Origin of the sequence: Chromohalobacter sp. HP20-39 (assembly GCF_033052815.1) — a bacterium.
Classification (GTDB): domain Bacteria; phylum Pseudomonadota; class Gammaproteobacteria; order Pseudomonadales; family Halomonadaceae; genus Chromohalobacter.
Map to the genome: position 1 here is coordinate 50,506 of NZ_JAWHTP010000011.1, position 18,262 is coordinate 68,767.

Here is an 18,262-nt window from a genome sequence, read left to right on the forward strand (position 1 = left end):
GGATCAAGGCGCTCCGGTAAGCGGCGCGCGCCGATTGCCGGGTTTGGCCAGCAGCCACTGTGAGGTGCCGATGGTGCGCTCGCGGAAGCCACCTTCGCAGTAGCACAGGTAATAACGCCACATGCGGATGAAGCGTTCGTCATAGCCAAGCGCTCGAATGTGCTCGAGGCGGGCCTCGAAGCGCTGGCGCCACTCGCAAAGCGTGCGCGCATAATGGGCCCCGATCTCGTCCAGGGCGAGTACATTGAGTTGCGTGCGCCGCGCGATACTTTCCAGCATCGCCTGGTGGGAAGGCAGGAAACCGCCAGGAAAAATGTAGCGCTTGATGAAGTCGACCTCGCGCTTGGCTGCTTCATAGCGTTGATCGCGAATGGTGATGGCCTGAATCAGCGCCAGGCCGTCGTCGTCGAGTAAGCGGTCGACGGTGGCTAGATAAGTGGCCAGGTACTGATGTCCCACTGCCTCGATCATTTCCACCGAGACAAGGCGATCATAGCGCCCTTCGAGATCGCGATAATCGCGCTTGAGCAGGGTGATACGATCCTCGAGACCGGCTTCGCGGATGCGTTGTGCGGTATGCGCGTACTGCTCCTCGGAAATGGTCGTGGTGGTGACGTGGCAGCCTCGGGTGCGCGCCGCGTACAGTGCCAGCCCGCCCCAACCGGTGCCAATCTCCAGCAGGTGATGTTCGGGGCCGATGTCCAGCTTGTCGAGAATGAGCTCCAGCTTGTATGTTGAGGCGTCTTCCAGGCTGGCGTCGGAGCGTGGAAAGATGGCGCTGGAGTAAAGCCAGTGCTCGCGATCGAGGAATGTCTCGAAGAGGGCATTGCCGAGGTCGTAATGCGCGGCAACATGACGCCGGGCACGACCAGTGGTATTGCGTTGCAAGGCCTGAAGCGCGCTGAGCACGCCGTGCGCCAGCCGTGCGGGGCCCTTCTCCAGGCGCTCGTTGACGTGCTCCAGGTTGCGCGCGAGCAAGCGAATTAGCGCGACCAGGTCGTCACAGTGCCAGTCACCGTCCATGTAGGTTTCCCCGGCCGCGACGCTGCCACCCAGCGCGATGCGCCGCCAGACTCGGTCGTGATGTATCCGCAGGCGTACCGTGAGGGGGCCACCTCGGCCGAGGCGATGCGTGCCTCCGGCTTCCTCGACGATCAGTACGCCGCCCTCGAGGGTCGATAGCTGGCGCAGCAGGCGTGGCTTGAGCCAACGTGCCACGCGCGTGTCGAGCGTGCTGGCAGGTGTCTTGGTGGCGGAACGGGTCGTCGTCACGGGCGTGTCTCCTCGCCACGAGAATGTGAAAAGAGCGGCACGCGCTTTAGCCACAGGCGCAATGCCTCGAAATGAATGCCGGCCAGCGTCTTGAGACTCATCCAAGGGGCTCGCGCCAGGGCGGCAAGCCACGCGCGCCGCCCCGCCGGCGCGAAATGTAGGCTCAGCGTGGCGTCGAAATGTCGCGTGTCCTCGCGCCATGCCTCCATGTGCATCAGCAGGTGCTCGTCCGGCGTGTTGAAGCGCCAGCGATAGCGCATGTCCATAGGGTTGAACGGCGAGACATGCAGTGCCTTGTTGAAATGGGCGGCATGGGTATGGCGTGTCGGCGTCACCAGATAGGCATAGACGTGGCGTTCCCGCCACGGCGTGTTGGTGACCTCGCCGAGGATGGCGCACAGGCGTTCGTCGTGGTCGTAGGCGTAATACAGCGTGATGGGATTGAAGAGCACGCCACACAGGCGCAGCTGGGTCAGCATGCGAACGGGACCCTCGGGCACCGCTTCGCCCAGCTCATGGCGCAAACGCTGATGGACCGCCGCCTTGAGCGGGAGATGCGTAGGCCCCAGATAATCCTCGCGGCGAAAACGCGCCAGCGCGGCACGTCGTGCACTAAAGCCCGGCAGCGCATCGAAGAGCTCGGGGAGTTCGTCCAGGTCGATCCAGGCCATCCACACGCGGTAGGTGAAGTGATGCGCGCGCGGTGTGAATCGCCGATGGCGCAGCTCGCCCCGGGCTACTCGGCTATGCAAGAGGGCGCTCATGCCGGAGCTCCTTCCGCCACGGCGGAGGATGACGGGAGACGCCCTTGCAGCGCATCGGGTTCGTCGCAGCCCAGTGCGCGGGCCACGCGTAGCGCGCTCCATACACCGTCTTCGTGGAAACCGTGGCGCCAGTACGCGCCGCAGAAATGCGTGCGGTGTTGCGTGCCGGAGATTTCCGCATGGCGCTGCTGAGCGGCGGCGCCTGCCAGCGTGAAGCAGGGGTGACGATAGACGAAACGCCGCAGCATGCACTCGGGGGAAATGGCCTCGCTGTCGTTGAGCGTCACGCAGAAACGCGTTTCACCGGGCAGATGCTGTAGACGGTTCATGTCGTAGGTTACCGAGACACGCGCGTTGTCCTTCCTACCGTCGATGCGATAGTTCCAGCTCGCCCAGGCGCGGCGCCGACGTGGCAGCAGACGAGTATCGGTATGCAGCACCACGTCGTTGTCCTGATACGGCAGGGCGTCGAGGATCTCGCGCTCGGCTTGGCTTGGCGCGGCCAGCATCGCCAGGGCCTGGTCGCTGTGGCAGGCGAGCACCACCTGATCGAAACGTTCCTTTCCCTGGGGTGTGGTCAGTGTCACGCCCGTTGCATCGCGCTCGATACCCAGCACCGGGCAGGCCAGGCGGATGCGCTGGGCGTAAGCGGCCGTCAGCGGGGCTATATAGCGTCGTGCACCGCCCACTAGCGTGTACCACTGAGGGCGATCGTTCACCGACAGCAGCCCATGATGATGAAAGAAATGCACGAAGGACGTCAGCGGGAAATTCGCCATGTCGCGCTCGCTGGCGGACCAGATGGCAGCGCCCATGGGCAGCAGGTAGCGGCGTCGGAAAGTCTCGCTGTAACCGCCCTGGGTCAAGTACTCGCCCAGCGTCATGTTCTCCGGCAAGGTGCCGTGTGATAGATCGCGTACCGCATGGCGGTTGAAGCGCAGGATATCGCGCAGCATGCCGTGAAAGCCGGGACGCAGTAGATTGCGGCGCTGGGCGAACAGCGTATCGAGGGTATGGCCGTTGTATTCGAAGTCCTCGTGCGTGGCATGCACCGAGAAGCCCATCTCGGTGGCTTGCGCGGCCACGCCCAACTGCGCCAGCAGGCGCTGAAAGTGCGGATAGGTACGATCGTTGAAGACGATGAAGCCGGTATCGATGGCATGCCGGTGTCCGTCCAGTTCGACATCCACGGTCGCGGTGTGGCCGCCCAGGTGCTCGTTGGCCTCGAACAGCGTCACCTCGTGGCGTTGCGAGAGGTAATGGGCGCAGGCCATGCCGGCAATGCCGCCACCGACCACCGCGATGCGCGAGGTGGGCACGTTCATGAGCGATCCTCTTCGGCGGCGTTGCGGGTCAGGCGGCGTCCCAGGCGATGACGTAGCGTGGGCGGCAGGATACCCGCCAGTTTGACCAGCAAGGTGAAGCGACGCGGGAAGTGAATGTCGAGTGCACGTTTCTCCAGGCCGCGCAGGATGGCCTCGACGGCGGTATCGACCTCGACGCGCATGGGCATGGGGAAGTCATTGCGCTCGGTTAGCGGCGTGCGCACGAATCCGGGGTGTATGACGCTGACATCGATGCCTTCCGCTGCCAGATCGAGTCTCAGGGAGGCGAGGAAGTAGCTGATCGCGGCTTTGGACGCGCCGTAAGCCTCGGCGCGCGGCAACGGAAAGTACGCCGAAGCACTGGAAACAGCCGCCAACTGGGGGCGCTGTGTGCCATGGCGAGCGCGGCGCAGTAGCGGTAGTGCCGCATCGATGGCGTATAGCGTGCCGTGAAGGTTGGTGGCCAGCACGCGCTCGATGAGATCGACATCGAAGTTGCGCGCGTCTACGTATTCGCAGGTTCCAGCGTTGAGCAGGGCCAGTTCAAGGCCCCCGAAGACAGCTTCTATGTATTCCCCGGCGGCGGTGACCGAGGTGCGATCAGTCAGGTCGGCGGGGACCACCAGGGCATTCTCAAAGGGGGCCGCCAACGCCTCCAGGGCATCGCGTCGGCGTGCAGTCAGCGCGACCCGGTGGCCTTCCCGCAGAAACCGCATGGCAAGTGCCTCGCCGATGCCCGATGTGGCGCCGGTCAACCAGATGCGCTGAGGGGCCGCTGATGTGGTCATGAGCTCTCCTCCAAGTGATGCACACTGACTAGTGCGATGGTGACGTCGGACGCATGCGCCGCTTGAGCCAACGGATCAGCGCGCCGAATATGGGCAGGTGCTCATAAAGCATCGCGCCGGCATCGAAGTAATCGCGTTGCCGACAGATTCTCTCGCCGCGGAACGTCAGCCGTGAACACCCTGCGACCTCGACTCCGTGCCCGCTGGCAAGCCGGGGGTGCGTAAGATACATGACCCAATCGACGCAGGCGTCATCACCCTCACGCTGGCAGTGGCCGGTGTCGAAGCGGCACTCGGTGACGTTGTCGAGCATCTCGGCATAGTAGTGCAGTAACGCGTTGCGTCCCTCGATATGGTGTAACGGGTCCGTGAACGACACATCTTCAGTGTAGAGGTTTTCGAGGTCTTTTGTACATGTTTTGTCCAGCTTTTTGAAGGCATGACAAAATGTCTCCAAGGCAGGGTCCTGGCACATGCTGTCCTCCGAAAAGGGGGGCTGTTACTTCGTCAGTGACTTGAAGGCGTCAAGCGCGCGTTGGCGTGCAGCCTTGTGGTCGACGATGGGCTCGGCGTAGCCGGTTTGCCGGCGTTGCGTCGCGTTGGGGAAAAAGCGTGACTTGAGGGGCAACTCAGCTAGCTCGGGTAGGTATTCCGCGATGAAGCGGCCCTCCGGATCGAAGCGTTCCGCCTGGGTGGTCGGGTTGAAGATGCGAAAATAGGGTGCGGCATCGGTGCCGGTGGAGGCGGCCCACTGCCAGCCACCATTGTTGGAGGCGAAGTCGCCGTCGATGAGATGGCGCATGAAGAAGGCTTCACCACGTCGCCAGTCGATCAGCAAATGCTTGGACAAGAACATCGCCACGACCATGCGCAGGCGGTTATGCATCCAGCCACGCTGGACCAACTGGCGCATCGCAGCGTCGACCAGCGGATAGCCGGTGCGCCCTTCACACCAGGCCTGAAACCCGGCGTCATCGTCGCGCCAGACCAGGGCCTTGGTGTGCGACTGGAAAGGGCGGTGACGGTTGATGTCGGGAAAACTGGCGGCGATATGCAGATAGAACTCGCGCCAGATCAATTCGTTGGCCCAGGCGGTGAGGCCGGCATCGCCGTCGGCCAGCTGCCCCTCGTTGTTGCTCATCACCGCGTGCAGGCACTGGCGATGCGAGATCATGCCCAGCGCTAGGTATGGAGACAGCTCGCTGGTACCGGGCAGCTTGGGGAAATCGCGCTGACGCTTGTAGTGATAGCCGCGAAAGCGCAGGAAGCGCTCGAGCCGGTCGCCGGCCTCGTCCTGCCCCGCGGGCCACAGACTCGGGTCGAGTGGCGCGTCGTCCATTGTTTCGAGTTCGCGCGCGGGCGGCGGGTCGGCGTCGATGGTCAACTGGGCTTGGGGGGACGGTTCTTCCACCAAGGCGATGCGGCGTGACGCCAGCTGGCGATGCCAGGCCTTGGCGAACGGCGTGAACACGCTATACGGTTCGCCCTTGCCGGTGAGCAGCTCGCCGGGGGCGTAAGCGACGGCATCGGTATGGCCCCATGTCGCCAGCCCAGCTTCCTGGAAGGCAGATTCCACTGCCGCATCGCGGCGGCGCTCGTTGAGGGGATATTCGCGATTGAAGTGCAGCGCGCTGGCGCCATGCTCACGCGCCAGTTCGAGCAGTAATGCGGGCGCTTCGTCGAAGGTCGCGATGCGTCGCTGCAGCAAGGGGATATTGAGACCGGCCAGATGCTCGCGCAGCGCTGCTACGCCGCGTAGCCAGAAGTCGATCTTGTTGGCGCCGTGGTCGTGGCGTTGCCACTGCGCAAGGCTGGTCAAGAAAACGGCGATTACTGGTCCGCGTTCGGTGGCGGCATGCAGAGCGCGGTTATCGAAGGTTCGCAAGTCGCTGCGGAACCACATCAATTGCACATCGGACATAGCCAATCCCTGGCGCAGGTATAAAGGTTAGCGTCCCAGCAGCCCATGCAGGCGGCTGACTGCAGCGGGCAACTCGTCGCCGAGCGACGCGACCTGGGTGTTTTCCAGCTCCGTGGCACGGATGCGTGCCACGGGGCCGACCAGGCACAACGGCATGTCGAGCTGCTCCGCCAAGCGTGGCAACTGACGGCGAATGAGATCGCTGCGTTCGGCGTATCCGCTGGTCATGAGTACGGCGCTGGCTTTAAAGCGTTCCGCGGCCAGTGGTAATTCGTTGAACGGCAGGGCGGTATCCAACCATTCGACCCGAAATCCTGAGGCGGACGCGACCAGCGCCAAGAGCAGGAGGCGCAACAGGTCGCGTTCCTCGGGCAGGCGCAGCAATAGTAGGCGGGGCCCCGGCGTGGTTTGGTTGGCGTGGTATAGGCGAATGCCGACCCGTGTGCGCAAGAAGCTTTCCAGCAACCGGCGCTGCAACTCGGCACCAAATTGTTCGTGCCAGCGTTCCTCGAGTTGATCGATCACTGGCTGCCAAAGCGCGGCCACGCTTAAACTGGCGGGATAGAGCGCCATGCTGCGGTTGAACAGGACTTCCAGCGTGTCGCCATCCAGCGCGTCGACGGTCTGTAGCAGTCGCTGGCGCTGGCTTTCCCAGTCGCTGATATCCGCCGGCGGGATGTCATTGACGGCGGGTTCGGCTTGTTCGAGCAGGTCATGCACTTGGCTGACGGGGACGCCTCGGTTGAGCCATTGCAGGATGCGTTCGACCCGCTGTATATCCTCCCGCGCATAGAGGCGGTGTCCCTTGGGGGTGCGCTGCGGACGGATCAGACCGTAGCGGCGCTCCCAGGCGCGCAAGGTCACGGAGTTGACGCCGGTCAGCCGTGAGACCTCGCGGATCGGATACAGTGGCGAACTGGCCGGATCCATCGCCTGTTCACTCATGCGCTTAGGTTCCTCCTGTAGGTATAACCTTTAGCATGGGGGATGAAGTTGTACGTCGCAAGAGTTTTGTACAATCTTCATTACGTCTTACGCTTCCGCGCGGGACGTCACGATGCCTGCCAATGCTTCGACGAAGGCGGGATGCTGGCCGACGGGGTCGAGCAGTGTCAGTGCTGCCTGGGGGTATTGCGTACGCAATGCCTCGAGCTGGGCCGGGACGTCTTGGCGTAGATGGCGCCCGGCGGCAAAGAACAACGGCAAGATATCGAGACGTCGATGGCCTTGGTCATAGAGCTCGGCAACTCGAGTTTCCAGCGAGGGTTCGCTGAGCTCCATGTAGGCGATGACCGCGGGGGTTTCGAGGCGCGCGCGCAGGTCGTGCTCGAGCGTCTCGAAGGGCGCGCGCCAGCGCGCATCGCTGGAGCCATGGGCGAGAAGGATCAAGGCGTGGCTCATCAAGGTTCTCCTGGCTGGCCGGTGGATGACGTACAGCGTACGGGTGAGCATCGGCTATGCTATCTGGCAGGGCATGCCATGTACTTGCCTGCCTAACACCGCATACTCTGTACAATATTCGTATAATACGTGTTCGTACACCCCCTCATGCTCGGAGAGTCATCATGCGTATTCTGATCACCGGCGGTAGCGGTTTCGTCGGTCGTCTGCTCTGTCAACGCCTACACGAGGCCGGCCATCGGTTGCAGGTGGTATCACGATCGCCCAGTCGGGCGCGGAGGGTCCTGCCCGAGGATGTCGAGATCCGCGAGTCGGTCATGGCATTTGCCGACGACGCCCCCGAGGCAATCGTAAACCTGGCTGGCGAGCCCATTGCCGACAAGCGCTGGAGCGAGGCGCAGAAGCAGCGATTGCTCGAGTCGCGGCTCAACATCACGCGCGAGCTGGTGACGCTGTGCGAACGCTTGGAGACGCCGCCTCGGGCCATGGTATCCGGGTCGGCCATGGGCTTCTACGGCGATCAGGGGGAGCGCGACGTCACCGAACAGACCCCACCTACCGACGAGTTTGCCCATCGCCTGTGCGCGCAGTGGGAATCGGCGGCACGGGCGGCCGAGTCGCTGGGCGTAAGGGTCGCGCTGTTGCGTACCGGGCTGGTGCTCGACGCCGGTGGCGGCACGCTGAGCAAGCTGCTTCCGCCTTTTCGGCTGGGGCTGGGCGGCCGCCTGGGGAGCGGGCGTCAGTACATGCCGTGGGTTCATCGCGAGGATTTGGTGCGCATCGTACTGCTGTTGCTCGAGCGGGATGACCTCGAAGGGCCTTTCAATGCCTCCGCGCCGCATCCCGTCACTAATGCCGACTTCACGCGTACCCTGGCACATCATCTGCATCGACCCGCACTGATGAAGGTGCCCGCCGGGTTGCTACGACTGGCCTTGGGCGAGATGTCACGCTTGTTGCTGACCGGCGCCCGCATGCGCCCCGCGCGCCTGGAGGCGGCGGGGTTCACGTTTCACTATCCGACGCTGGACAGCGCCTTGAAGGCGATTCTCGGCCGCTGACGCGTGGGCCTCCCGTAGACTTACTCGGGCGGATCGACGGTGACGATCACGCGCACTGCGTCGAGGCGCAGACGCGTGGCATCGATGGCCGTATCCAGCGCCTGGCGCTCGTGAGTGAGGGCATCGATTTCCGCGTCGCGCACTGCCGGGTTGTGACGTGCCAAGGCCTTGAGACGCGCCAGCTCGGTGTCCAGTGTCTCGCGCATGCGCGTCTGTGCGGCCTCGACAATGCTCGGCAACTCGTTCTCGGCCTCGCCTTCGGCGTTGGTCAAAAGCTCGCGCAATTGTGCATGGCGCGACTTGATCAGGTCGCGCGCGACGGCCTTCTTGACCTTCTTGAGGTTCTTCGCCAGGCCCCCGAACGAGACCTTCTGGGTCAGGTTGGCGCCCGACTCGTCGAGCAATAATCGCACCGCCGTGGGTGGCAAAAAGCGCCCGACATTTAGGTGTTTGGGCGCCGGGCAGTGGGTCCGGAACACCAGCTCGGCCATCAGTCTCCCGCCGGGAATCGAGGGGTGCTGAAGCAGTGCCAGCGCCGTGTTGCCCAGGGTGCCGTCGAGGATGCGCTCCATCATTTCTCGCACCAGCGGATGCTCCCAGGAGAGGCGCTGCACGTCGTCGCGGGCCAGGGCGCGCTGTCGGTCGAACGTCGCCGAGAAGCCTTCCTCGCCTTTGACCAGGCCCGGCAGGCCGTCGAGCATGTGCGGCCCTGCCAGCAGGTGCTGGATATCGCCCCCTAGGTCACGACTCTCGACGCCGAACACGTCCAGCGCCTTATCCACATAGCGCGGAAGCGTCGTGTCCTCGTCTAGCTCGCGGATGGCCTCGGTGACGGCCTGGGCGCGTTCCGGGCGGCAAGCGTTCCATTCCAGCAGCCGGTCGCGGCCGGCTTCGTGCGCGGCGAGGCGGCTTTCGAAATAGGCGCGGGTTTCCGCGATGACCTCTTCGAGGGAAGCGTTGTCGAGCAGGGAGTCGGCCACGGTATCGCCGAAGGCATCGTAGAGCTCGCTGCCGATGCCATGCGGGGCGTTGAAAGCGCGCATGCCCTCGTCGTACCAGCGCAGCAGGCGCTCGCCGGGGCTGTCTTCGAACACCGGCACGTAGAGCTCGATGGCGTGTTGCTGGCCGATGCGGTCGAGGCGGCCGATGCGTTGCTCGAGCTGATCGGGATGCGCCGGTAGGTCGAACATCACCAGATGGCGGCAGAACTGGAAGTTGCGCCCCTCGGAGCCGATTTCCGAGCATACCAGTACCTGGCAGCCGTCTTCGTCGTCGGCAAAGGCCGCAGCGGCCCGGTCGCGCTCAATGAGCGTCATGCCCTCGTGGAACACCGGCGCCTGGAACCCGCCCAGCACGCGCAGCGCCTCGCTGAGTTCGCTGGCGGTTGTGTGGTCGTGGGCGATGACCAGCACCTTGTCGCGGCCGACCTCGGTCAAGCGTTCCAAGAGCCAGGTCACGCGCGGATCGATCTGCCACCAGGGTTCGGTATTGAGCGCACTGACGCCCGGCGAAACATCGCCCGGCGAATCGTCGCTCAATGCGCGATACATGGCGTCGGGGTAGAGCAGCACCTCGGGATGATCGAGCCCGGTAGCGATCAGCAGGTCATCGAGGTAGTCCATGTCGCGGTCCAGCTTGCGCAGTTCGCGGCGGTAGCTGGCGGGCGGGGTCAGGCGCGAGACGTGCAAATGGCGTTCGGGGAAGCCGGCGACATGACGGCGACTGTTGCGAAACATCACGCGGCCGGTGCCGTGGCGGTCGAGCAACTGCTCGCGTAGCTGGCGGCGGGCGCTATGGCGCTGCGTCTCGTCGCTTTCGGGATCGAACAACGTCTCGAGCAGTGCCTGGCTGTCCGCGTCGTCGATGACGGCGCCCACGGCGTCGCGATCTGCGGCATCGCCGGGCAGGCGTTCGAGAGCGTCCACCGCCTCAGCGACCTTGGCGTAGCCCGCTTCTTCGGCGGCGAAGGCATCCAGGCTGGTGTAGCGCTCGGGGTCGAGCAGGCGTAGCCGTGCGAAGTGGCCGGCCTGGCCCATCTGCTCGGGCGTGGCGGTGAGCAGCAGCACACCGTCGATGACGCGCGCCAACTGTTCGACACAGGCATAACCGGGGCCGCTGGATTCGGGCGTCCAGTCGAGATGATGGGCCTCGTCGACGATCAGCAGGTCCCAGTCGCAGGCCTGGGCCTGGGTTTGACGGTGCGGATTGGCGAATAGCCATTGCTGACTGGCCAGCACCAACTGGGCGCTCTCGAAAGGGTTGCCGACGCTGTGCTGGCTCTGCTGTTCGTCGAGCAGGGTGAAATGCAGCGAGAAGCGGCGCAGCATCTCGACCAGCCATTGATGGCTCAGGCTGTCGGGCACCAGGATCAGTGCACGCTCGACACGCCCGGTGAGCAGCAGGCGGTGCAGGATCAGACCGGCTTCGATGGTCTTGCCCAGGCCCACCTCGTCGGCGAGCAGCACGCGCGGCGCATGACGGCGCGAGACCTCGTCGGCGATGTACAGCTGATGCGGGATGAGGTCCACACGTGGTCCGGCCAGACCGTGCGCCGGATGCTGGGCGATGCGGTGATAGTGGTGCAGGGTGCGGTAGCGCAGTTCGAACCAGTCGTTGCGGTCGACCTGGCCGGTAAGCAGTCGGTCGCGCGCTTGCTGAAAGCGCATGCTGTCGGCGAGGCGGCTTTCGGGAAGCTCGTCGTATTCGCCGTTTTCGGTTTCGACGATATAGACCAGCAGCCCGTTGGCTTCCTTGGTGTCGTCGACGGTCAGCGTGCGGCCGTCGGCGGCTTCGATCCGGTCGCCGGCGCCGAAGACGACGCGGGTCAGCGGCGCCTGGCGAACGCTATAGGTGCGCGTTTCCTGGCTGGCGGCAAAGAGAACGGTCACGCTTCGGACGTCACAGCTCAGGATCGTGCCCAGCCCCAGCTCGGCTTCGCCGTCGCTGACCCAGCGCTGGCCCGGAATGAATTCGCTCATGATGCCTCGGGATGATGATGTAACGGTACGTGGCGCGCCGTCTTGCCGGGGGAGCATGCAGGACGGCGGGGCGCGGTATTCTACCGGAAAGCGGCGAAGGGCTTAACAGGCGATTGCGTTTTCAGGTCCTGGGCGATAGCCAGCGCATGAGGTGCGCCGTAGACAAATCGCCCATCTGATAATCGAGTAGCCGGCCGTGGCTGTCGAGGCGTAGTGTCAGCGGCAGTGCGGGCATGTCGAAATAGGCCTGCAGGCGTTGTTGCGGGTCGCGCAAGTCATGAGTGAAGGAGGCATTCCGGGCGTCGAGATAGCGTGCGGCTTGCAGTAGGGTCTGGCCTTCGTTGACCGTCACCACGGTGGCAGCGTCGCGATTCAGGTCGGCAAGCCGCGCCAGCGTGCGGCGGCATGCCCGGCAGTCGCTGCGCCACAGTACCACGATGAGCGGAGGCCCCGACGTCAGCGTATCGAGGCGCGTCGGGGTGCCATCGAGTGCGTTCAAGGTCAGATTCGGCAAGTGCGTGGGCGGAGGCTCGACCGCTAGCGGCTGCCAGGCGTTCAGCCCCCACCATAGCGCGCTACATGTCCCGAGCACGCCGGTGGCCAGTCGTCGCTGGCGCACGGGAAGATCGCGTAAGCGCCATAGTGTCCACGCGCCGGCACCGAGCAAGGCGCCCAGCGGATGATACCCGGACTGCCACAGCGTGACGGCCTCGAGTGGCGCCTGGGGATAAGCCTCGGGGTGCAGCACGACGTATATCAGGCGAGCCCCGATCAGCGCCGCCACCAACGTACCGCTCAACCACTGGCGTTGCCGTGTGCGGGGTAGGCGCAACAACGCGCCCAGCATCAATAGTGCGAGCGCCGTGAGGGCGGCGTAGAAAGGTGCGGATGGTAACGGCACGTGGCCGAGCATGATCGGCGGCATGAGATCCTCATGGTGGCGATGACGAATCGCGATGCCTGACACGTTACACTAACGCCCTTGGGGTCGCCTCTTTAAAGCGTGGTGGCTAGATTGAAGTTCTCGCGAGGCGTCAGGGCGAGGCGGACAGGGGAGAGTGCATGGTGAGTTCGCGCTATGGGATCGATGGTTTGCGCGCGGCAGCCATCGCCAGTCAGGCCGTGGGATTCATCCTGATCATGACGCTGGAAACGTGTCTGGGCGACGCGGCACGCCCCTGGCAGGGCGTGACCCTGGCACTGATGCTTCTCGCTGCATGCTGGGTGGCGCTGATGCGCCGCTATCGTCGCAACAAGCAGCGCCGGGCCATGGCCGAGCGGGTCAGGCGAGCGCACGAAGACGATGAGTGAGGGGGCTCATCAAGGTGCCAGGCCGTGTGGCCCCAAGGGTTGGCAGCGGCGTGGATCGAGAGCCAGCAGCATCAGCTGCCAATCGCCGGGTAGCGGTATGGTCAGTACCCGCCAGGCACAGCCACGCGAGGCACTGGGATGTTCGCACGACGCCTCCACGCAACGTGCGCCCTGGTGGGTCAGCAGCGGCGCAAGACGTTCGAACTCCACGTTGTCGGCTTCCAGGCGTAGCGTGCTGGCGGGTGCCTCGGGGTGCTCCTCAAGCAGTAGCACATGGCTGTTATGACCTTCGCGGTGCAGTTCAAGATAAGCGCTGTACGGGGTGCGCAACAAGATCGGCAGCGCCAGGTGTGCCTGTAACCACTCGAGCAAGGGCTCAAGGCGCGCGACATGAAGCGCGGCGGGTTCCAGCGATAAGCGTTGCATGATGGACTCCCAAGACGCCGATGGGCGTATCCATCAGTATGGATGCTGACGCGCCACTGGGAAGCACTGCATGACTATGGTGCGGATGCACGATGCCTATCGATGTTGTGGGGAAAACATTCTGGTGAAGCATCAGGGACAGAAGGCTGGTGGCACGTCCATGTGCCTTGGGGCTTCCTAGCCTGTCTACCGTGAGCCTATACGCGAGGATTAGCGATAACCTGGGTTAAGGAGTGGTAATCGTCGGCGTATCAGATCCCTTGTACCTCGATATCATGCGGTACTAACCTCCGTTTGTGTGCTCATGGTCCGGCATGTGTTGGCGACTGCGTGCCGCATCGTTGGCCGTGCGGCGGCGCACTGTCGGGGTTTCCGTGGCTGCTAGATCAACGGATTTCCATCTGCACCTTGTTAGGCCTTCTCCCCCAGGGCGGCAATATGGTCCGGCAAGCGATCGTGAGAGCCATACATGAAGTGGTTCTCCATGCGCTCTGCAAATTGGGCAGCCTCCGGATCGCGCTCCACCGCCATGGCTATCTCACGCACGTGCATCGGCGATGCGCCGCAACATACTCCGAGATAGTTGACTCCCTGAGCATGAGCGTCGCGAGCAAAGGCGCCGAGTTCGTAGCGATTGCAGAACAGTGGATCCAGGGCGGTCGGGAAAGGACGTCCGTGGGGAGCCGGACAGCTGCAGCCCTGATTGTCGGAGAGGTTGAAGAAGGTCGGCTCCTGCTCGGTGGTGCGATAGGCCACCGGTAGCGCCGCCACATGGCAGGCAACGGCATCGCGGATCTGCTGGATCCAGGGCAACATGGTGTCCGGCCCTCTGAAGCAATTCATGCCGACCACGCTGGCTCCCTTCTTCTCAAGGGCAACACAGGTTTCCACGATGCCGGGACCATCGATCATGCGATTCTCGGCCATCGGCGCCAGGGTGACGACGGCAGGCAGTCCCTTAGCCTTGATCGCGTCCAGAGCTGCTTCGGCTTCTCCGGCATAGTAGAAAGTTTCCGCGATGATGAAGTCAGCGCCTTCCTCTATGGCCCATTGCACCATCTCGTCGAACATGGCGCGCACACTCTGCTGTGAGGCAGGGTCTTCAGGGTCCCAGACGTTGCTGTTGGAAATGTTGCCGGCCATCAGATTGCCGACCTGTTTATTGGCGACCTTACGAGCAATCTTCAGGGCAGCCCGGTTCAGCGGTTCCAGCAGGTCTTCCTTGCCGATCACCCTCATTTTTTCACGGTGGCCGTTGTAGGTGAACGCCTGAACAACGTCTGATCCCGCATGCTGAAAATCACGGTGCAATGCTTCCAGTGCGTCCGGGCGCAGCAGCGCCACCTCGGGTACGAACTCACCGGCAGAGAGATAACCGCGCCGTTCAAGCTCGAACAGAAAGCCTTCGGCACAAATGAGGGGACCCTGGTCGAGTCGTTGGGTGAGCAAGTCGTGTGCCATGAATACTCCGAGGTGGTATGTGCCTTCAGTTGGCTGCATTTTGGCAGTCCTTTAATGTTCACCACCAGTGAAGGATTCTTATCCTCAAGATGAGTGAAATTCATTCATGAGAAGATCTCCAGTAGAGATTTGAATATTAACCAGGCTCTTTGGTGTGAGGTGATGGCGTCAGCTAGCCTTCTGATGCTTGGATCCTGTAGAAGCTAAGAGAAAAGCAACAAAAAACGGCCACTGCTCCGAAGAGCTAGTGGCCGTTTTTACAAATGTTCTTGGTCGGAGTAGCAGGATTCGAACCTACGACCTCTGCCTCCCGAAGGCAGCGCTCTACCAAGCTGAGCTATACTCCGTTCGCGCCGGGGTGCCGGCTCGACGGGGCTGCATTATACGCATCCGCGGTGCGCGCGCAACCCTTTTGCGAGGCGGCGGCGGGTCAGGTCTGGCGCTCGACAGCGAGATGGGCGAGCTCGGCCATGCTGTCGCGATAGCGGCTCTCGGGTAGAACCTCGAGCTGGGCGAGCGCGCGGTCGGCCATTTCCACGGCGCGGCGGCGGGTGTATTCCAGAGCGCCGGTATCGTTGACGATGGTCAGCACCTCGTCGAGATGATCGAGCCCGCCCTGGCGGATGGCGCGACGGATCAGCTTGGTCTGTTCGGCATCGCCGGCGGCCATGGCGTGGATGAGCGGCAGCGTGGGTTTGCCCTCGGCCAGGTCGTCGCCGACATTCTTGCCCATGGCGTCGGCATCGCCTTGGTAGTCGAGGAGGTCGTCGACGAGTTGAAAGGCCAGGCCCAGGTAGCGTCCGTAGAGTTTGAGGGCCTCTTCCTGCTCGGGGGTCGCATCGGCAAGTATCGCGCCGCTGTGGCTGGCGGCCTCGAAGAGCATGGCGGTCTTGCCCTGAATGGTGTCGAAGTAGGCGGCCTCGTCGATATCGGGATTGCCGATATTGGTCAGCTGCAGCACCTCGCCTTCGGCGATCACGCAGGTGGCGCCGGAGAGGATCTCCATCACGCGCATCGAGCCGACCTCGACCATCATCTGGAACGAGCGCGAATAAAGGAAGTCACCGACCAGCACCGAGGGGGCGTTGCCCCAGGCGTCGTTGGCGGTGGCCTTGCCGCGCCGCAGGTGCGATTCGTCGACCACGTCGTCGTGCAACAGCGTCGAGGTATGCATGAACTCGATCAGCGTGGCCAGGGTCACGTGGCGGTCGCCCGGATAGCCCAGCGAGCGCGCCGCGAGCAACACGAGCAAAGGGCGCAGACGCTTGCCGCCGCTTTCGATGATGTAGTGACCAATGGTTTCGACGAGGGGAACCCGGGAAGCCAGTTGGGCGAGAATGGTACGATCGACGGCGGCGAAATCATCCGCGACCGCCGCATGGATGGGCGATGCGTTGGGCTGCATGGGTCGGCTTGTCGCAATAAGGGGTTGGGCCGCCGCATTGCGGCCTTGGGCTCGGGCTATGCTAGGGGGCCCCCCGAGGGGCGTCAAGGCGCGTGCCGGGGTTGCGCGAGGCCGCGTCATTCGTGGTGTGAAAGACGCTTGCCCGGTATGCCGGTGTGTCGCTATAATACGCGGCTCGACTCATCATGCTCCCTGTCAGATGGCTGCCGGAAGGGGCGCCACTCGCCGCAGGCCGATGAAGAGCGCAATCCCGATGAGTGCTGGAGAGTGACATGTACGCAGTAATCAAGAGCGGTGGCAAGCAGTACCGCGTTCAGGAAGGCCAGACCCTGAAGCTCGAGAAGCTGGAAGTGGCCACGGGTGACACCCTCGAACTCGACCAAGTGCTGCTGGTTGCCGATGACAACGACGTCAAGGTCGGCGCACCGCTGGTTGAAGGTGCCAAGGTAACGGCGGAAGTCGTTTCCCATGGTCGCGGTGAGAAGGTGCGTATCATCAAGTTCCGTCGCCGTAAGCATCAGATGCGCCGTCAAGGTCATCGTCAGTGGTTCACCGAAGTCAAGATCACCGGAATTTCCGCGTAAGCGATATTCCCTAGATAACGCGAGGTATTTGCAATGGCTCATAAAAAGGCTGCCGGTAGTTCTCGTAACGGTCGCGACAGCGAATCCAAACGCCTTGGTGTCAAGCTGTTCGGTGGCCAGGCGGCGACCGCCGGCAACATCATCGTGCGTCAGCGTGGCACCAAGTTCCACGCGGGCAGTGGCGTTGGCATCGGCAAGGATCATACCCTGTTCGCTTTGAACAACGGTGTGATCAAGTTCGAGACCAAGGGTCCGAAAAACCGTAAGTTCGTGAGCGTCGTCTCCGCCTGAGACCGCCATGAACGATGAAGGAAAAGGCCCCGCTCAGGCGGGGCCTTTTCGTATAGGGCGGCCGTAGCCGTCGGGAGAAGTGTCCATGCAATTCGTCGACGAAGCCTCGATCATTGTGGAGGCCGGCAAGGGCGGTAACGGCTGCCTGAGTTTCCGGCGCGAGAAGTACGTTCCCAGGGGTGGGCCGGACGGCGGCGACGGTGGGCACGGCGGTAGCGTCTACCTGATCGGTGACGACGCGCTCAATACACTGATCGATTTCAAGTATCAGCGTTTCTACAAGGCGCCCAATGGGCAGCCCGGCCAAGGCCGTCAGATGAGCGGCCGAAACGGTGAGGATCTGCACGTCAAAGTGCCGGTGGGGACCACGGTGATCGACGAGGATACCCTCGAGGTAATCGCCGACGTGACCGAGATCGGCCAAGTCGAGCTGGTAGCGCAGGCAGGGCGTCGGGGGCTGGGCAACATTCACTTCAAGTCTTCCACCAACCGGGCGCCACGCAAGACCACACCGGGCACCGAGGGCGAGCGCCGCAACCTGCGCTTCGAGATGAAGGTGATGGCGGATGTCGGCCTGCTGGGCGTGCCCAATGCCGGCAAGTCGACGCTGATTCGTGCCGTTTCGGCCGCCAAGCCCAAGGTCGCCAACTACCCTTTCACCACGCTGGTGCCCAACCTCGGGGTGGTCAAGCTGGGCACGCACGAGCATTTCGTGATGGCCGATGTACCCGGGCTGATCGAAGGCGCGTCCGACGGCGCGGGTCTGGGCCTGCGCTTCCTCAAGCACCTGACTCGCACGCGGTTGCTACTGCATGTTGTCGATGTGGCGCCGTTCGATGAAAGCGATCCCGTGGAGAGTGCGCGCGCCATCGCGCACGAGCTCGAGCAATTCTCCACCACGCTGGCCGAGCGTCCGCGTTGGTTGGTGCTCAATAAGCTCGACTTGCTTCCCGAGGAGGAGCGTCAGGCTAAGGCCGATGACATCGTCTCGCGCCTGGAGTGGACGGGGCCAGTGTTCCGGATTTCGGCGATCAGCAGCGAGGGTACTCAGCCGCTGGTGCAGGCGGCACATCGCTGGCTGACCGAGCAGCGTCAGCTCGAGGCGGAAGACGAGGCGGCCTTCGAGCATGAGCGCGAGATGCGCCAGCGCATGGAAGATGAGGCCGTGGCGCGCGCCGAAGCGCGCATGTCGCGCAAGCGCAAGCCGGCCCAGGAAGATAATGATGATTTCGACGATGACGATTACGACGTCGAGGTTGAATACGCCCCCTGAG

Annotated in this window: 18 protein-coding genes and 1 tRNA gene; 5 read left to right on the forward strand and 14 right to left on the reverse strand. The window is 63.4% G+C overall.

What is annotated here, in order from left to right:
* Nucleotides 1-3: 3 nt before the first annotated feature.
* From RVY79_RS15815 to RVY79_RS15850, 8 genes are all read right to left on the reverse strand, one after another.
* Nucleotides 4-1,272, reverse strand: coding sequence for a cyclopropane-fatty-acyl-phospholipid synthase family protein (locus RVY79_RS15815; protein ID WP_317465395.1), 1,269 nt, complete (start codon nt 1,270-1,272; stop codon nt 4-6).
* Nucleotides 1,269-2,036, reverse strand: a complete 768-nt coding sequence (locus RVY79_RS15820) for a DUF1365 domain-containing protein (protein WP_317465396.1) — start codon at nt 2,034-2,036, stop codon at nt 1,269-1,271. The genes RVY79_RS15815 and RVY79_RS15820 overlap by 4 nt, the downstream gene beginning before the upstream one ends.
* Complete coding sequence (locus RVY79_RS15825; protein ID WP_317465397.1) at nt 2,033-3,361, reverse strand: NAD(P)/FAD-dependent oxidoreductase; 1,329 nt, start codon at nt 3,359-3,361, stop codon at nt 2,033-2,035. Before RVY79_RS15825 ends, RVY79_RS15820 begins: the two co-directional genes overlap by 4 nt.
* Entirely contained in the window at nt 3,358-4,149 is a 792-nt protein-coding gene (locus RVY79_RS15830) for an SDR family NAD(P)-dependent oxidoreductase (RefSeq protein ID WP_317465398.1), read from the reverse strand. The genes RVY79_RS15825 and RVY79_RS15830 overlap by 4 nt, the downstream gene beginning before the upstream one ends.
* A 28-nt stretch (nt 4,150-4,177) precedes the next feature.
* A complete protein-coding gene (locus RVY79_RS15835; protein ID WP_317465399.1) occupies nt 4,178-4,624 on the reverse strand; it encodes a nuclear transport factor 2 family protein in 447 nt (148 codons plus the stop codon).
* Nucleotides 4,625-4,648: 24 nt separating this feature from the next.
* The gene (gene phrB, locus RVY79_RS15840) at nt 4,649-6,070 is read right to left on the reverse strand and encodes a deoxyribodipyrimidine photo-lyase (RefSeq protein ID WP_317465400.1); all 1,422 of its coding nucleotides are present in this window, start codon (nt 6,068-6,070) and stop codon (nt 4,649-4,651) included.
* A 27-nt stretch (nt 6,071-6,097) separates the two neighbouring features.
* Nucleotides 6,098-7,015, reverse strand: coding sequence for a MerR family transcriptional regulator (locus RVY79_RS15845; RefSeq protein ID WP_317465402.1), 918 nt, complete (start codon nt 7,013-7,015; stop codon nt 6,098-6,100).
* Between the two features lie 87 nt (nt 7,016-7,102).
* The gene (locus tag RVY79_RS15850) at nt 7,103-7,522 is read right to left on the reverse strand and encodes a CbiX/SirB N-terminal domain-containing protein (protein WP_317465403.1); all 420 of its coding nucleotides are present in this window, start codon (nt 7,520-7,522) and stop codon (nt 7,103-7,105) included.
* 113 nt (nt 7,523-7,635) lie between these two features.
* Between RVY79_RS15850 and RVY79_RS15855 the strand changes: the two genes are divergently transcribed.
* Nucleotides 7,636-8,532 (forward strand): TIGR01777 family oxidoreductase, encoded by an 897-nt coding sequence (locus RVY79_RS15855; protein ID WP_317465405.1) that lies wholly within the window; start codon nt 7,636-7,638, stop codon nt 8,530-8,532.
* Between the two features lie 20 nt (nt 8,533-8,552).
* Here RVY79_RS15855 and rapA read toward each other — a convergent pair whose 3' ends face one another.
* Nucleotides 8,553-11,510, reverse strand: a complete 2,958-nt coding sequence (gene rapA / locus RVY79_RS15860; RefSeq protein ID WP_317465407.1) for an RNA polymerase-associated protein RapA — start codon at nt 11,508-11,510, stop codon at nt 8,553-8,555.
* A gap of 121 nt (nt 11,511-11,631) precedes the next feature.
* A complete protein-coding gene (locus RVY79_RS15865) occupies nt 11,632-12,435 on the reverse strand; it encodes a TlpA disulfide reductase family protein (protein ID WP_317465408.1) in 804 nt (267 codons plus the stop codon).
* Nucleotides 12,436-12,572: 137 nt separating this feature from the next.
* On the opposite strand from RVY79_RS15865, the gene RVY79_RS15870 reads away from it, so the two are divergent.
* Entirely contained in the window at nt 12,573-12,821 is a 249-nt protein-coding gene (locus RVY79_RS15870) for a hypothetical protein (protein WP_317465409.1), read from the forward strand.
* Between the two features lie 9 nt (nt 12,822-12,830).
* Here RVY79_RS15870 and RVY79_RS15875 read toward each other — a convergent pair whose 3' ends face one another.
* The 4 genes from RVY79_RS15875 to ispB form a co-directional block, all read right to left on the reverse strand.
* Nucleotides 12,831-13,247: a hypothetical protein gene (locus tag RVY79_RS15875; RefSeq protein WP_317465410.1), complete on the reverse strand. Its 417-nt coding sequence runs from the start codon at nt 13,245-13,247 to the stop codon at nt 12,831-12,833.
* 411 nt (nt 13,248-13,658) lie between these two features.
* Nucleotides 13,659-14,747, reverse strand: coding sequence for a homocysteine S-methyltransferase family protein (locus tag RVY79_RS15880; protein ID WP_317465411.1), 1,089 nt, complete (start codon nt 14,745-14,747; stop codon nt 13,659-13,661).
* Nucleotides 14,748-14,978: 231 nt separating this feature from the next.
* Nucleotides 14,979-15,055, reverse strand: a tRNA-Pro gene (locus RVY79_RS15885).
* An 83-nt stretch (nt 15,056-15,138) separates the two neighbouring features.
* Nucleotides 15,139-16,113, reverse strand: coding sequence for an octaprenyl diphosphate synthase (gene ispB / locus RVY79_RS15890; RefSeq protein WP_317465413.1), 975 nt, complete (start codon nt 16,111-16,113; stop codon nt 15,139-15,141).
* 272 nt (nt 16,114-16,385) lie between these two features.
* Between ispB and rplU the strand changes: the two genes are divergently transcribed.
* The 3 genes from rplU to cgtA all read left to right on the forward strand — a co-directional run bounded on the left by rplU (nt 16,386) and on the right by cgtA (nt 18,261).
* On the forward strand, nt 16,386-16,697 hold the full coding sequence (gene rplU, locus RVY79_RS15895) for a 50S ribosomal protein L21 (protein WP_317465415.1): 312 nt from the start codon (nt 16,386-16,388) through the stop codon (nt 16,695-16,697).
* Nucleotides 16,698-16,730: 33 nt separating this feature from the next.
* The gene (gene rpmA / locus RVY79_RS15900) at nt 16,731-16,988 is read left to right on the forward strand and encodes a 50S ribosomal protein L27 (protein WP_317465416.1); all 258 of its coding nucleotides are present in this window, start codon (nt 16,731-16,733) and stop codon (nt 16,986-16,988) included.
* A gap of 85 nt (nt 16,989-17,073) precedes the next feature.
* Nucleotides 17,074-18,261 carry an Obg family GTPase CgtA gene (gene cgtA / locus RVY79_RS15905; RefSeq protein ID WP_317465417.1) on the forward strand — a complete coding sequence of 396 codons (1,188 nt, stop codon included), beginning with the start codon at nt 17,074-17,076 and terminating at the stop codon, nt 18,259-18,261.
* Nucleotide 18,262 lies beyond the last annotated feature (1 nt).